The organism is Hungatella hominis (assembly GCF_014288005.1).
In the GTDB taxonomy this organism is placed as follows: domain Bacteria; phylum Bacillota; class Clostridia; order Lachnospirales; family Lachnospiraceae; genus Hungatella; species Hungatella effluvii.
This window is the reverse complement of sequence record NZ_JACOPB010000002.1, coordinates 794,134-809,815: the sequence shown is the minus strand read 5'-3', so window position 1 is coordinate 809,815 and position 15,682 is coordinate 794,134. Positions and strand designations below refer to the sequence as shown.

Here is a 15,682-nt window from a genome sequence, read left to right as displayed (position 1 = left end):
ATTTTCCCTGGCTTTTAGAAAAATTCTGCACGTTTAGAAGTGCTTATCCCCGAAACCGGAACTGGAAACGGAGCATGAGCCAGCCGGGACAGGGCGGGAAACAGGGGGTGGCGCGGGCTGTGAACGGCAACGGCTGTACCTGTGTGAAATGTGAAACGACTCCGTTTCGTGTTTACAGTATATCATATTCTGTGGTAAAATAGTAAAATGTGTACGATAATGCAAATAAAATAGCAGATAGTGCAAATATATTTTCCTGTGTATTCACTATACTGGAGTTAGTAAAACGTGTTCGGCAATCAAGTCACTACGGACTGCCGGGGCGAGTTGAAAATAAGGAGGTAGTTGCGATGACTAAGAAACCAGTTCTGGTAATTATGGCAGCAGGGATGGGGAGCCGTTACGGCGGTCTTAAGCAGATTGACCCGGTAGACCCATACGGTAACAAGATCATTGACTTTTCTATTTACGATGCGGTGGAAGCCGGATTCGAGAAGGTGGTATTCATTATTAAGAAGGCCATCGAAAAAGAGTTTAAGGAGCAGATCGGAGACCGCATGGCGAAATACGTGCAGGTGGAATACGTGTTCCAGGAGCTTGATAAGCTGCCGGAGGGCTACAGCGTACCGGAAGGCCGTGTGAAGCCATGGGGAACGGCTCATGCGATCCTGTGCTGCAAGGATGCGGTAGACGGACCGTTTGCAGTGATCAATGCCGATGATTACTATGGCAAGAGCGCATTTAAATCCATTTATGACCAGCTGGTTGAATATTCAGACAACGAAAAGTATCAGTACACAATGGTGGGCTACAAGCTTTATAACACTCTGACAGAGAACGGACATGTGGCGCGCGGCGTCTGCACCACGGACGAGAGCAGCCATCTGGTGGATATCCACGAGAGAACCAGAATTGAAAAGCACGGTGACATCGCGGAATTTACAGAGGATGACGGAGCGACCTGGACGGAACTTCCGGAGGAGACCATCGTTTCCATGAATATGTGGGGCTTTACGGCCAGTGTCTTAAAGGAGATCGATGCCAGATTTGCCGCCTTCTTGGATCGTGAACTGCCAAAGAATCCGATTAAATGCGAATATTTCCTGCCATTTGTGGTAGATGAACTGTTAAAAGAGGGGAAAGCCGACGTGACGGTGCTGAAGAGCATTGACCGCTGGTATGGAGTTACTTATAAAGAGGACAAGGAAACGGTTGTAAACGCCATAAAGGGGCTCAAGGAAGCCGGATTCTATCCTGAAAAATTATGGGAGGAAGCGTGATGGGAGACGCACAGTGTGGTAAAATCAGAGAGGCCATCGGCCTTTTAAGCTTTGAAGGGGAACCGATTTCCTGGGAACGCTACGGAAGCGGTCACATCAATGACACGTTTCGGCTGGTATGCAGAGACGGGGAGAAGGAGCATTTATACATACTCCAGAGAATCAACCATGAAATCTTTACCGATCCGGTGTCTCTGATGAGAAACATCGCCGGCGTCACTTCCTTCCTGCGTGAGAAAATCATCGCACAGGGCGGTGATCCGTACCGTGAGACATTAAACATCGTAAAGTCCAGAGACGGCAAAGATTACGTGACAGACAGCGACGGAAATTACTGGAGAGGTTACTTATTTATCTCTGGCGCCACCTGCTTTGACAAGGTGCGCAATCCAGACGACTTCTACCAGAGCGGTAAGGCGTTCGGCCATTTCCAGCGTCAGCTGGCCGAATATCCGGCTGAAGAGCTGACGGAGACAATCGTAAATTTCCATAACACACCGGTCCGTCTGGAGACATTTAAGAAGGCGGTGGAAGAGGATGTGTGCGGACGCGCTCATCTGGTGGAAGAGGAGATCAAGTTTGTCATGGACCGCGCCGATGAGGCCGGAGCTGCCATGAACATGCTGAAGGAGGGAACGCTTCCGCTCCGCGTAACCCATAACGATACGAAGTTAAACAATATCATGATTGACGATGTTACGGGTGAGGCCCTGTGCATCATCGATCTGGATACCATTATGCCGGGACTGTCTATTTTCGATTTCGGGGACTCCATCCGTTTCGGCGCCAATACAGCCGATGAGGATGAGCCGGATGTCAGTCTTGTTTCGCTGTCCCTTCCGCTGTATGAAATCTATACAAAGGGATTCCTGGAGGGATGCCAGGGCAGCTTAACCCAGGCGGAGCGCAATATGCTCCCTATGGGTGCAAAACTCATGACCTTTGAATGCGGTGTGCGTTTCCTGACTGATTTCCTGCAGGGTGACACGTATTTCCGTATCAGCCGTGAGAATCATAACCTGGACAGAACCAGAACCCAGTTCGCTCTCGTCGCCGACATGGAGAAGAAGTGGGCCGATATGGAAGCGATCGTGTGTAAATATTAAGGATATCAGGAGGAAAATAAATGAGAATTTTAGTGACCGGAGGCGCCGGATATATCGGAAGCCATACATGTGTGGAACTGCTGAATCAGGGACAGGAAGTCGTTGTTGTCGATAATTTATGCAACTCTTCAGAGGAATCCTTAAACCGGGTAAAACAGATTACAGGAAAAGATGTGACCTTTTATAAGGCAGATTTACTTGATAAGGCTGCTATGGAGGAGATCTTCAGCAAAGAGACAATCGATGCGGTGATCCATTTCGCCGGCTTAAAGGCAGTAGGCGAATCCGTGGCAAAGCCGCTGGAATATTACCATAACAATATTACCGGCACGCTCGTTCTGTGTGACGTGATGAGAAACCATGGCGTGAAGAAGATCATTTTCAGCTCCTCAGCTACCGTATACGGAGACCCGGCGTTCGTTCCGATTACCGAGGACTGCCCGAAGGGAAAGATTACCAATCCATACGGCCAGACGAAGAGTATGCTGGAGCAGATTTTGACTGATTTACATACCGCGGATCCGGAATGGAGCGTGATTTTACTCCGTTACTTCAATCCGGTGGGAGCTCATAAGAGCGGTCTGATCGGAGAAGATCCGGCAGGTATTCCGAACAATTTAACTCCATACATCACCCAGGTTGCCGTAGGCAAACTGAAGGAAGTGGGCGTATTCGGCAATGACTACGATACACCGGATGGAACGGGTGTCCGTGACTACATTCACGTCGTGGATCTGGCCATCGGCCACGTAAAAGCAGTCGATAAACTGGCTCAGTCCGAGCCGGACGTACGCATCTACAATCTGGGAACCGGCAAGGGCTTCAGCGTGCTTCAGATGATCGAGGCATTCTCCAAAGCCTGCGGTAAACAGATTCCATACGCAATCAAGCCAAGAAGACCTGGCGATATCGCCGAGTGCTACGCGGATGCGGCGCTTGCTAAGAAGGAACTGGGCTGGGAAGCAGAAAGAGGAATTGACGAGATGTGCGAGGATTCCTGGAGATGGCAGTCCAATAATCCGAACGGATACAGATAAGATTGATCCCGGGAAGAAGAGATTCTTCCCGGGATATTTATTTCCGCGAGGGTCAAGGTGACTCGTGGGCAGAGCTTGCGGGTGATCGTGACGGATTTTTCAGGCTGTCATACCACGCCTCCACTTCTCCCGGCGTTTTGCTGTTGATAAACACGGTGTATTCCGGCAGATAAATGGCCAGTATAGGCCGGACATTCCTGTATATATACAGCCGGCATTCACCGGTTTGATTCCCGTAGAATTTGCCGAGAAGATAGCCGCCTGTGGCGGCGCCGTTGGTCCTGCGTAGCGGTTCTTCCGGGAGGCTGTCGAGGAGCTCCGCCTCCAGAATGTCGTCTCTGGAAAAGGAGATATCATACATTCCCGCGGTCACCTCCACGTTGGCGCCGCGGAGGGAAAGCTGCGGCTGCACAAAATCCATCCGCACAAAGACGGCGCAGATCCAGACGAGGAGAAGGAGGGTTCCCGCCGTTATGGTGCCGGTTATGGCTTTTGCAGCCGGTTTGGCCATATTCATGCTGAAGTTGGCGCTGCACATGCGGTCCTGAACGAAGAAACGTTTATCGTCAGGATTGCTGTACCAGCCATTTTTCCAGTACAGGTCATCGTCTACCAGGAGCGGTGAGTGGTCGGCGGACAGGATATCATTCCGCTTATTTTCCAGCCACAGGATGGAGGCAGTAATCAATACGATCACAGTGATCTGAATGGTCAGGAAGAGGAATAATTCCAGTGTAGTTGTCGAACCGCGTACGGCCAGCGGAATCAGCAGAATGGCCATGGAGAGAAGCATAAGGTAATCGGAGGCGATCCACATCCCGGACCAGACACGCTTCGTTAAACGGTTGACTGCCAGATTGATCTTACTGTCATTGCTGTATACCACATTTTCCCGGTGACTGTACCAGACGTGTACGAACCAGAATATCGCTTCCATAAGAAGAACAGCGCCTGGCAAAAGAAAGCGCAGATAGCTGTCTCCGAAATATTCCCGGAGATGAGGAAGGAAAAACAGCGCCAGGATGCTGGCCAGAATTACCGGTAAGTGCCACCAGTGGGAAAACGGCAGCTTTTCAGACACGGAGGAGACTGAGGTATCCACGATCACCGTCCGGACGGGCTCGCCTACTATCCATTTCTTAGAAACTTTCAGGCTATACATGCGGCGGTGGGCAAAAGTCAGGAGCCCCATGGACACGATGCAGAATTCCAGGAGCCAGAGTGTCCAAACGATCATAAAGATGGAAAAATGTCCCAGGGAGAGAAGCGCAGCTCCCGTTCCTGCCACCAGATTGATGACGTAAAAATTCCGGTTTACTTTCCTGTAATGAGCGGTTAATGAAGCGGTGTCTTCATCCAGAACCGCCGATTCCGGGACATGGACACCAAATATCATGCCTTCCCGGTAGCGGTGTTTGCCGCCGTATACTGCGGCAGAGATTCCTACGATGCTCCAATCTGTGATTAAGAAAATGACAAATAGTGCAAAATCCATGTCTGTCCCTCCGTTGTTTCTGTCAGTGCTCTTATAAATGTGTCCTTATGAGCGTGTCCTTATGAATGTGTCCTTATAAACGTGTCCTTATGATGGCTCGATCGCCGGTTCCATATGCGCAAAAATTTCTTCGCAGATCGTCAGAAATTCCTTCTTATCCATTCCCTTTAAGCAGGCTTCCGCTCCAATCAGCTCCAGCTCTTCCTTTAGTTTTTCACGGTACTGTAAAGTCGTGTCCTTCATCGGACGCACGGTCGCGCCGTTTCTCCGGTCTATCTCGATAAAGCCCTCCGCACGGAGAATCTGATAAGTCTTGTTTACCGTCATGGTATTGACACCCGCATCGAGGGCCAGCTGACGTACCGTGGGAAGTTTTTCACCAACTTTCAGTTCCCCTCTTCCAATTCCGGTAACAATCTGGTTCCGCAGCTGGACGTATATGGGGACAGTGCAGGCCGTATTCAGACGAATAATCATGGAATAACCCCCTTTCTGAAATAAGTATTATTTGTATTATATATAGTAATACAAATAATACTTATTGTCAATAGAAATAGAAATAGAAATAGAAATAGAAATAGAAATAGAAACGGCCGCCGGACAATTCCGACGGCCATTCGTATGACTGTTACAGGGTTGGATAAACCAGTTCATGCAGAAGTTTAGGAAGCTGCTCTTCCATGGTTTCATCGCCAAACTGGCAGGTGCCGACGTTCTTGTGACCGCCGCCGCCGTATTTTAACATCAGGCTTCCGACATCGAGAGATGCGGTGCGGTTTAAGATGCTGTAACCGACTGCGACAGAGCAGCCGATGCCGCCCTTTCCATTGACGATCCATGCGGAAATATTCTGCTCCGGATACATGCTGTAGATCAGGAAACGGTTGCCCGTATAGATGGGATCGACTCCCCGCAGGTCTGAGATGATCACATCCTGTTCCACTCTGGTATGTTCGGCAATCATGGCCATGAATTTCTCTGTCTGCTCAAAATAGACCTCGATCCGCTCCTGTACATCCGGAAGATTTAAGATTTCCTCGGTGTTCATGGTGCGGCAGGCGTCGATCAAACGCTCCATTAACTGGTAGTTGGAGATTGTAAAATTTCTCCAGCGTCCCAGGCCGGTTCTCGGGTCCATGAGAAAGCCGATCAGTATCCAGCCCTTCGGATTCTGGATTTCATCGATGGTGAGGTGACCGGAGTCCACCTTGTCCACGGCCTCCATCATCTCATTAAAATGAGAGAAACGCTCATTTCCGCCGTAGTATTCGTAGATAATCCTGGCACAGGAAGGGGCCAGACGGCTCTCTCCTTTGTATTTACCTTCCAGCTCGAGTCTCTCGAACTCGCTGGAATGATGGTCGAACCAAAGGCCGCAGCCTTCTACAAAGGGGACATTTGCCAGACAGTCATCCTCTGTGATCTCGACGAGACCGTCCTGTAAGTCCTTCGGATGAGCAAATTTCCAATGGTCGATGACGCCTGCCTCTTTTAGAAGAGCGCCGCAGACGAGACCATCAAAGTCAGAACGTGTTACTAATCTCATGGTTTCATTTCCTCCTGCTTTTGACATTTTCGTACATTTTATGTAATTACTGTCTCTATCATATCACTTTTGAGGGCGGATGAACAGTAAATAAAAAAGTTTGCATCCTATGAAAAATGCTTGACAAGGCTTCCTTCATACGATAATATTAATATCGCAACAGAAGTAACAGGAAACAGAATAACAATTGAAAAGTACGTAATATCCCTTATTCAGAGTGATGGAGATAAAAGGATCTGTGAAGTCACGGCAACCCCGGCCTGAATGGCGCACATTGGTGTGCAGTCAGGAGAGGGCGGAAGGTGCCAACCTGAGCGAGAAATCGAGCAATAAGAGGATTTGATACATGATTTATCAAGTCCGCATTGCTGCGGGCTTTTCTTTTTGTTATTCCCGCGGACAACGAGCCAAAGTCAATCTTGTTTGAATTTGGCGACTGCCGCGAGGGTTGGAAAACCGGCAGCTGGCTACAGGCTATCTGACTCCCCCATGTACATAAGGAGGAAATGACAACATGGAGAAATTATTATTTACATCCGAGTCCGTGACGGAAGGCCATCCGGACAAAATGTGCGACCAGATTTCCGATGCGATTCTGGACGAGATGTTAAAGCAGGACCCGATGAGCCGTGTGGCCTGTGAGACTTGCTGTACCACAGGTCTTGTACTGGTTATGGGTGAGGTGACCACTCACGCATACGTGGATATCCAGAAGGTAGTCCGCGAGACGATTCGCCAGATAGGCTATGACCGCGCGAAATACGGCTTTGACTGCGATACCTGCGGTGTGGTCGTATCCCTGGATGAACAGTCCCCGGATATCGCTATGGGCGTAAACAAGGCTCTGGAAGCGAAGGAACACACGATGTCTGAGGCTGAGCTGGATGCAATCGGCGCCGGCGACCAGGGCATGATGTTCGGTTTTGCCAGCAATGAGACGGAAGAGTATATGCCTTATCCGATCGCCCTGGCTCACAAACTGGCGCTGCAGCTGACGAAGGTGCGCAAAGACGGCACATTAAAGTACCTGCGTCCGGATGGAAAGACTCAGGTTACGGTGGAATACGATCAGAATGGCCGTCCGATCCGTCTGGAAGCAGTGGTTTTATCGACCCAGCACGACGAGGCCGTTACTCAGGAGCAGATTCACAAGGATATCAAAGAGTATGTATTTGACGCTATTATCCCGGCTGATATGATCGATGAGGAGACCAAGTTCTTCATCAACCCGACAGGACGTTTCGTTATCGGCGGACCGCAGGGAGACAGCGGACTGACAGGAAGAAAGATCATCGTAGACAGCTACGGCGGATATGCGCGCCACGGCGGCGGCGCCTTCTCCGGTAAGGACTGCACCAAGGTAGACCGTTCAGCGGCTTACGCGGCCCGCTACGTGGCTAAAAACATGGTGGCGGCAGGTCTGGCGGATAAATGCGAGATTCAGCTGTCCTATGCCATTGGTGTGGCACATCCGACTTCCATCATGGTGGATACGTTCGGAACAGGTAAGTTAAGCAATGATAAACTGGTTGAGATCATCCGTGAAAACTTTGACCTCCGTCCGGCGGGAATTATCCGCATGCTCGATCTTCGCAGACCACTTTATAAGCAGACTGCCGCATACGGACATTTCGGAAGAAATGATCTGGATCTGCCGTGGGAGAAGCTGGATAAGGTGGAGCTTTTGAAAAAGTATTTATAAATGGAATAACGCGATCATTCCGGTGTCCGGCCGGGGTGGAAAATTAGTGAGAAAAGACAGGTGAGAAAGAATTGGCAAAGCGTTTCAAAGCGCTTGAAAGATTCTTTTTCACCTGTTTTTGTGTGATAATCCGCCAGGGACTGACAAGTGACTATCCTCTGGAGCGCCGCCGCGTGACTTTCCGCCATGAATATGTTATAGTCAGCTCAACAGATTATTAGAGGAAAATAAGGGATACATGAGCGTACAAGGACGTATGGTATCCATGAGAATGGAGGAATCGCAATGGGCTGTGACATACATCTCTTTGCAGAAGGGTATACCGCCGATGTTCGTGGCAACACGCTCTGGAACAGGGAGCCCGGTAACCGGCGCTGGAAGAACATTGAACACTGGTATCGGGACGATGTGTGGGCGGATTTAAGGATTCAGGGCGATGGCGGCTTCAGCCGTCGTGATTTGATCGATGGGCACCGCGATTATGGGTTGTTTTATCTGCTGGCCGGAGTCCGGGGAGAAGAGGAGGAAAGCTCCTGGCCCCCGATTGCGAAGCCGCGAGGCCTGCCGGAGCAGATGGACGACCTGGTTTTTCGGTATGAAACAGACGAGATGGAGATCGGAAGCATTGACTGCCACGATCTCTCCTGGCTGACGCTGCGAGAACTGAAGGAAAGCGGCTACGGAGGACGGATGCCGTTAAAAGGCTGGGTCAGGGAAGAGGACTACGAGAAAATGCTGGAGTTTGATGCGGCCGGGAAACCTTACCAGCTGGCGTTCATTGATGAAAAGAGCAAGGAGACACCGGATGCCGGGCTGGTCTACCGGGAATGGCTGGGGTACTTAAATCTGAACCTGACCATGCTGATCAGCCGGCTGGAGGCGCTGAAAGAGGAGTGGAGAATCAAAAGTGACGATGAGGTACGCATCGTGTTCTGGTTTGACAATTAGAGAGAGGCGGTGAGACCGGTTATGCCGGCATACTTTAGTGTGGTTTTTCAGTTTCGGAGAAAAGATCTGTATCCAGGTTTTGTATCAGATTTTTACCGTGATCTGGGGCAGGCTGGCTTTGCATTTCAGAGCGGATGCTATGAGGCGGAAAATATGAGTTTTGAAGAGATTGTCCGCTATAATCAGGCGCGCCTGGACGATAATTTTGAGTTGGGATACGAGGAGGATGGCAGGAATGATTATAAGCAGGTCTATTTCAGCCATCTGGAATATGAGGAGGTCCGGGGCTTTTGGATGAATTTCCGCGGAATCCGGGAAATCCGTTTTTGTCTCCTTATTCCGGAGTGGGAGATGATGGAGTGCGAAACGCTCTGGTATTTTAAAATGAAAAAACTCGCTCCGGTACAGCGCATGGCAGTATTGATGTGGTCCCGGGGCAGTGCGGCCGCAATTCAGACGGAACTGGAGCTGGATGACGGAGCCGTGAGAATGAGCGCACTCCAGAGCGGCGCAGAACCGTCAGTCAGACCATTTGCAGTGATTCCGGCCGCATGCGGCGGACATGCATACGTAAATCAGTACACGGTTCGGAATCTGGAGGCAAACGGCCTTCTGCTGACCGATGAAATGATTACAGAAGGGAACGGCAGTTTATAAAGGGACAGGCAAATTTTATAATAGTTTTATAAATGCGGTCTTCATTCTGTGTTATAATATTTTTGTATAAAATGGAATACTATAAGCAGAGGAGAGACGCACGTTGTGAAACTAAAATTAAGAACACGTCTGGCGGTCGCTTTTGTGATCATTACCGTGGTGCCGCTGGCGCTGATTTACGCGGTTGTGGCGGGACTCAGCAATTATCAGATGAAATCGTTCCGCAAGGCGTATAATTTAACGGAGCAGGTAAATCTCTTTTCCGGCAATTCCCTTCAGATTTTTAACCGGATGACGCAGGTTGAACAGAAAGAAATCGAGAAGATTTTAGACAGCAGCCCGGAGAAGTTTAGTGATATGGAATATATGCAGAAGCTGAATGAAAAGCTGTCGAATAAATATGCATATATGATTGTACGAAAAGACGACCAGATCGTATTTGACGGAAACAGTCATGTGACTCAGGAGCTCCTCGATCAGCTGCCCAAGTATGAAGACGTGGACAGCAGCATCGACGGAGCCATCTATCTGGATGGGGATACGCAGCATCTGGTCAAGCAGATGGATTTCCTTTACCCGGATGAGGGAAAGGGCAGTGTGTTCATTGTATCCAATGTAGACGGACTTCTTCCGGAGATCAAAGCCATGATGGCGGAGATGCTTCTGGCGGTAATACTGATCATCGTGTTTACGGACGCGATCCTGATGATGTGGGTCTACAGTTCTGTGGTACACCCGCTGGGGCGGCTCCAGGAGGCCACGAAGAAGATCAGGGACGGCAATCTGGATTTTGCACTGGAAGTGGAGAATGACGACGAGATCGGCCAGCTGTGCCAGGATTTCGAAGAGATGCGCATGAGGCTGAAGGAGAACGCGGAAGAGAAGATCCAGTATGACAAGGAAAATAAAGAGTTAATCAGCAATATTTCTCACGATTTAAAGACCCCGATTACAGCCATCAAGGGCTATGTGGAAGGGATCATGGACGGAGTGGCGTCCTCACCGGAGAAGTTAGACCGGTATATACGGACCATTTATAATAAGGCGAATGACATGGATAAGCTGATCGATGAGCTGACGTTCTACTCAAAGATCGATACGAACAAGATTCCGTATACATTTTCCAAGATCAATGTGGCAAGCTACTTCAGAGACTGTATCGATGAGGTGGGGCTGGAGATGGAAGCGAGAAATATCGAACTGGGATATTTCAACTATGTGGACGAGGACGTGATGGTCATCGCCGACGCGGAGCAGATGAGACGTGTCATCAACAATATTGTCAGCAATTCAGTGAAGTATATTGACAAGAAGAGCGGAATTATCAATATCCGCATCAAGGATGTGGGAGATTTTATCCAGATTGAGATTGAGGATAATGGAAAAGGCATTGCGGCCAAAGATCTGCCCAACATTTTCGACCGGTTTTACCGGACAGACTCTTCCAGGAACTCCTCTCAGGGTGGAAGCGGTATCGGGCTTTCTATCGTAAAGAAGATTATCGAGGACCACGGCGGAAGGATCTGGGCGACCAGCAAGGAAGGGATAGGCACAGAGATACACTTTGTGCTGAGAAAATATCAGGAGGTTATTGCAGAATGAGCAGGATACTGATTATTGAAGACGAAGAGAGTATTGCAGAGCTCGAGAAGGATTATCTGGAACTGAGCGGCTTTGAGGTGGAGATTGAGAATGATGGAGAAGCCGGACTTACGAAGGCTCTTCATGAAGACTTCGATCTGCTGATTCTGGATCTGATGCTTCCGGGCGTTGATGGATTCGAGATATGCCGTAAGGTCCGGGAAGTGAAGAATACCCCGATTATCATGGTATCTGCGAAAAAAGAGGATATCGATAAGATCCGCGGCCTGGGACTGGGCGCCGACGATTACATCACGAAGCCATTCAGCCCAAGTGAGATGGTGGCCCGTGTCAAGGCTCATCTGGCCAGATACGAAAGACTGATCGGAAGCGGAACTCCGGATAATGAGATTGTCGAGATTCGCGGCCTGAAGATTGACAAGACCGCGAGACGCGTGTGGGTCAACGGAGAGGAAAAGAGCTTTACGACAAAGGAATTTGATTTGCTGACCTTCCTGGCACAGAATCCGAACCACGTGTTTACCAAGGAAGAGCTGTTCAGCAAAATCTGGGACATGGAATCCATCGGAGATATCGCCACAGTCACGGTTCATATTAAGAAGATCCGCGAGAAGATCGAGTTTAATACGGCGAAGCCGCAGTATATCGAGACGATCTGGGGCGTGGGATACCGGTTCAAGGTGTAAGACGGGGCGATAACAATGAAGGAAAAACTATATGAAATACCAATGAATGACGCGATGGATGCGGATGACGAATGTCCATTCTGTTACGTGGAACGGAAAACGGAGCAGGAGTTAATGGACTTTGTCTTGGGTTCCTGTGCCTCGTATATGGAAAGTGATACGAGGGAAGCGACGGACAAGGCGGGATTCTGCCGGGTCCATCAGAAGAAGATGTTTGATTATGGCAATGCATTGGGGAACGGATGGATTTTAAAGACGTATTATAAGAAACTGATTCAGGAGATGAAGTCCGAGTTTAAGGATTATGCGCCGGGAAAAACCTCCATGATGGACCGGATTACGGGAAAGGCTGGAAAACGGGACAGCGTGAATGGGAATCCCATTGAAAAATGGGTGAACGAAAAGGAACGGACCTGCTATATCTGTGATCGTTTTAATCAGGTCTATGAGCGATATATCGCCACATTTTTTCATCTGTACAAAAAGGACGCGGCCTTTCGGGAAAAGGTTAAGAACGGGAAGGGCGTCTGTCTCCATCATTTTGCGGAGCTGTGCGCAGGGGCGGACCGGTATTTAAACGACGCCGAACGCAGAGACTTTTATCCCATGATTTTTGATGTGATGCAGCGCAACATGGAGCGCCTGTCCGCGGATGTGGACTGGTTTATTGAAAAATACGATTACTTAAACCGTGATGCAGACTGGAAGCAGTCTAAGGATGCCATTCAGCGGGGCATGCAGAAGATCCGCGGCGGATATCCGGCGGATCCGGTTTACCGTATGAAATAGGATATAGGTTGTGCCGAATCATATAGGAAATAGAATACAGGATATGCCTGTCAGAGATGGACATATTAAACAAAAAGCTGCCTGCTTATCGGAATGATAAACAGGCAGCTTTTTTACGTATAAAGACAGGGAAAAATAGTCGAAAATTATACGATATAAACGAAAAAAATATAGTTATTTCACTTTAATTGACACTAATTACTAAAGGTGCTATGTTAAAAACAAAGCTGACCGTCAGATTTTTAAACCAGGAGGAACGGGTATGGAAAATGAAATGTACCGCTATCAGAAAGTGAAGCAGGATCTTCTGCAGGAGATCAGGCGCATGGCCCCGGATTCCAGACTGAAGTCCAGGCCGCAGCTGGTAAAACAGTATGATGTGACCAGGACTACCATAGACAAAGCCATTTCAGAGCTGATTGGGGAGGGATACTTATACGCAAAAAATGGAAGCGGTACCTTTGTTTCCTCAGGCCGGATGCAGGAACCAGAAAATATGTTTCCGTCTGCCAGCTGGGGGGTAATCATTCCTGATATTCGAAAGGATGTTTACCCGGGCATGGTGAGAGGTATCGAGGATGTGGCAAATCGTTACAATATCAATGTGATAATAGGAAATACGGATTATGAGATGGATAAGCAGGATGAGTATATCAGCAAATTCATCAGGTCCGGTATCGGAGGGCTTATTATCGTTCCCACCATCCATGAATCCGGGCGTATTACCATGTTTTCTGAGGCCAGAGCGGCGGGAGTCCCCATTGTCTTCTGCAACAGAGGGGTATCCGGCTTCGAGGCGCCGCTGGTGCTGTCCAATGATTTTTATGGTGCGTATATTGCCACAAAGCACGCAATTGGCAGCGGGTATCAAAAGATTGCATTTTTAGCCCGGTATTGGTATTCCACCTCCAGGGCGCGCCTTCAGGGATATTTAAGCGCGATGACGGAACACGGGTTGATACCGGAGGAAATATATTACAGTTACAACGGGCAGAACAAGATTGATGTGGAAAAGGCAGCGGAGGAACTGCTGGCGAAACCGGGACGTCCCGATGCGATCATGTGCTTTAACGACAATATTGCAGAAATTGTATACCGGGCTGCAGAGCGGATGGGACTTTCCGTGGGATGCGATTTAGGCCTGATCGGCTATGATAACACGGCTGTATGCGAACAACTGCCCGTCAAGCTGACTTCGGTCAGCTTCAAGACTTATGAGATAGGAGAAAATGCAGCAAATCTTCTGCTGGACATTACCAATGGACGTCAGATATCCGAGAAAAAGATGGTAGTACTGCAGCCGGAACTTGTGGTTCGTCAGAGCTGCTCGGGCAGATGCCGCCGGTCAGGAGAGGAGCCAGCCAGATTGGAGGAGTTTATATGAGAAGGAGTATTTCAATTATAGTGGCGATGAGTATGGTTTTGTCGCTGTGTGCATGCGGCAAAGCAGATGTGAAGGCAACAACTGCCGGGACGGCGGCGGAGACAAAGACGGAGGCCGCAGTAAAGGAGAAAGCATCGGAGACTGCGGCGGAGGCAGCCCCGGAAGAAGAGTCAGGGCTTCCTGAAGGACCGGTGGAAATCCAGATGTGGACAGATTTTAACGTCAGCGAAGAGGTTCTGCAGGGAGTGATTGAACGGTTCGAAGAAGCCTATAAGGACCTGAATTACACTGTCGTTCTGGATAAGTTCGCGGGTTCCGACCGGGCGACGAAGCTGTCACTGGCAAAGGAATCAAAGACTTTGCCGGCCCTGTTCCTGTCTGCATGGTTTACCACCGCAGATGAAGTACATCAGGGAAACATTCTCGATATCGATGAGATTGCACAGACAGCAAAGAGCGACATCTATCCATCCGCTTACGATGCGACATGCATCAACGGGAAGAGTTATATGATTGGATTATACCAGTCGTATTTCGGGCTGCTTTACAATGCAGATTATTTCAAAGCGGCCGGCCTTGAGGAATTTGTTCCTGAGGACGAGCTGGAAATCGCGGCGTGGAAGCTTTCTGATTTCCAGGATAAGATTCTGCCGGCGTTAGGAGAGCAGTTTAAGGGGACGGAAAAATATCCGCTGGGGCTGTTTGCGGCTTCCGTACAGGCAGATACCCACATGATGAACTGGCTCAGTATGTATGGCGGCCAGATGTGGAAGGATGGGAGAAGCAATTCCGGTTCCGATGAAAATGTAATAAAAGCCCTGGATACCATGAAGGCATGGACGGACGCGGGATATACCAATACGGATGTCGTCACCAAGGATGGCACCGAAGTAATGCCGGATTTCCAGAACCAGCTCTGTGCCATTTCCCATGGACAGTATACCAACTATGTGGCCACCAAAGGAAAGATCGATTCCGGAGAGATCGGAAAGTTCGATGTCAGACTGGCTTCCGTACCTGTGGAAGACAATGGAACCGACAGAAATATTATGGCCAGTTACATATACGGAGCCTGTATTATGAATAACGGGAAAGAGGATGAAATCGAGGTGGCAAAGGAATTTTTGCGCTGGCTCCTTCAGGATAAAGAAAGCCTGAAGGCAATCAATACTGCCGGTACACCGTGTTTCCCGTCCATTGCAAAGGCCACAGAGGCGGAGCATCCAATTTACGCGTCTTATGAAAAAATGTCAGGAAATCTCTGGGATTTCACAGGAAACGTTCCAGGCTTTGTAGAGACGAGGAAGGATTTATTTCCTGCGATTCAGTCCGTATATTCGGGGGAGAAGACGGCGGCCGATGCTTTGGCAGAGTATTCTGAGAAGGCAAACAGAGTAATTGATGAATACGCACAGAATTCTCTGGTATTGAATCCATAAGCAGATTGAAA

General features: G+C 49.1%; 14 protein-coding genes and 1 riboswitch. Of the genes, 11 read left to right on the top strand and 3 right to left on the bottom strand.

Annotated elements, in window-relative coordinates:
- Positions 1-350: 350 nt before the first annotated feature.
- The 3 genes from H8S75_RS07925 to galE are packed head-to-tail and all read left to right on the top strand — an operon-like array spanning position 351 to position 3,423.
- The gene (locus H8S75_RS07925) at positions 351-1,280 is read left to right on the top strand and encodes a nucleotidyltransferase family protein (RefSeq protein ID WP_055653181.1); all 930 of its coding nucleotides are present in this window, start codon (positions 351-353) and stop codon (positions 1,278-1,280) included.
- Positions 1,280-2,386 carry a phosphotransferase enzyme family protein gene (locus tag H8S75_RS07920; RefSeq protein WP_187020546.1) on the top strand — a complete coding sequence of 369 codons (1,107 nt, stop codon included), beginning with the start codon at positions 1,280-1,282 and terminating at the stop codon, positions 2,384-2,386. Before H8S75_RS07925 ends, H8S75_RS07920 begins: the two co-directional genes overlap by 1 nt.
- A 20-nt stretch (positions 2,387-2,406) precedes the next feature.
- Positions 2,407-3,423 (top strand): UDP-glucose 4-epimerase GalE, encoded by a 1,017-nt coding sequence (galE, locus tag H8S75_RS07915; RefSeq protein ID WP_055653183.1) that lies wholly within the window; start codon positions 2,407-2,409, stop codon positions 3,421-3,423.
- Between the two features lie 52 nt (positions 3,424-3,475).
- Here the strand turns inward: galE and H8S75_RS07910 are convergent, their stop codons facing one another.
- The 3 genes from H8S75_RS07910 to H8S75_RS07900 form a co-directional block, all read right to left on the bottom strand.
- Positions 3,476-4,918, bottom strand: coding sequence for a hypothetical protein (locus tag H8S75_RS07910; RefSeq protein WP_187020545.1), 1,443 nt, complete (start codon positions 4,916-4,918; stop codon positions 3,476-3,478).
- Positions 4,919-5,005: 87 nt separating this feature from the next.
- Positions 5,006-5,395 carry a GntR family transcriptional regulator gene (locus H8S75_RS07905; protein ID WP_187020543.1) on the bottom strand — a complete coding sequence of 130 codons (390 nt, stop codon included), beginning with the start codon at positions 5,393-5,395 and terminating at the stop codon, positions 5,006-5,008.
- A 151-nt stretch (positions 5,396-5,546) separates the two neighbouring features.
- Positions 5,547-6,464 carry a hypothetical protein gene (locus H8S75_RS07900; RefSeq protein ID WP_002605025.1) on the bottom strand — a complete coding sequence of 306 codons (918 nt, stop codon included), beginning with the start codon at positions 6,462-6,464 and terminating at the stop codon, positions 5,547-5,549.
- Between the two features lie 205 nt (positions 6,465-6,669).
- Positions 6,670-6,800, top strand: a riboswitch (SAM riboswitch).
- Between the two features lie 178 nt (positions 6,801-6,978).
- Between H8S75_RS07900 and metK the strand changes: the two genes are divergently transcribed.
- From metK to H8S75_RS07860, 8 genes are all read left to right on the top strand, one after another.
- Entirely contained in the window at positions 6,979-8,166 is a 1,188-nt protein-coding gene (metK, locus tag H8S75_RS07895) for a methionine adenosyltransferase (protein ID WP_187020541.1), read from the top strand.
- 285 nt (positions 8,167-8,451) lie between these two features.
- Positions 8,452-9,114: a hypothetical protein gene (locus H8S75_RS07890; RefSeq protein ID WP_187020540.1), complete on the top strand. Its 663-nt coding sequence runs from the start codon at positions 8,452-8,454 to the stop codon at positions 9,112-9,114.
- Between the two features lie 21 nt (positions 9,115-9,135).
- Complete coding sequence (locus H8S75_RS07885; protein WP_187020538.1) at positions 9,136-9,771, top strand: hypothetical protein; 636 nt, start codon at positions 9,136-9,138, stop codon at positions 9,769-9,771.
- A 105-nt stretch (positions 9,772-9,876) separates the two neighbouring features.
- On the top strand, positions 9,877-11,373 hold the full coding sequence (locus H8S75_RS07880) for a sensor histidine kinase (RefSeq protein ID WP_187020537.1): 1,497 nt from the start codon (positions 9,877-9,879) through the stop codon (positions 11,371-11,373).
- On the top strand, positions 11,370-12,059 hold the full coding sequence (locus tag H8S75_RS07875) for a response regulator transcription factor (protein WP_002605020.1): 690 nt from the start codon (positions 11,370-11,372) through the stop codon (positions 12,057-12,059). The genes H8S75_RS07880 and H8S75_RS07875 overlap by 4 nt, the downstream gene beginning before the upstream one ends.
- 15 nt (positions 12,060-12,074) lie before the next feature.
- Positions 12,075-12,848 (top strand): DUF6062 family protein, encoded by a 774-nt coding sequence (locus H8S75_RS07870; protein WP_187020535.1) that lies wholly within the window; start codon positions 12,075-12,077, stop codon positions 12,846-12,848.
- Positions 12,849-13,110: 262 nt separating this feature from the next.
- Positions 13,111-14,232 (top strand): GntR family transcriptional regulator, encoded by a 1,122-nt coding sequence (locus H8S75_RS07865; RefSeq protein WP_187020533.1) that lies wholly within the window; start codon positions 13,111-13,113, stop codon positions 14,230-14,232.
- Positions 14,229-15,671 carry an ABC transporter substrate-binding protein gene (locus H8S75_RS07860; RefSeq protein ID WP_187020532.1) on the top strand — a complete coding sequence of 481 codons (1,443 nt, stop codon included), beginning with the start codon at positions 14,229-14,231 and terminating at the stop codon, positions 15,669-15,671. The genes H8S75_RS07865 and H8S75_RS07860 overlap by 4 nt, the downstream gene beginning before the upstream one ends.
- The last annotated feature ends 11 nt before the right edge of the window (positions 15,672-15,682 follow it).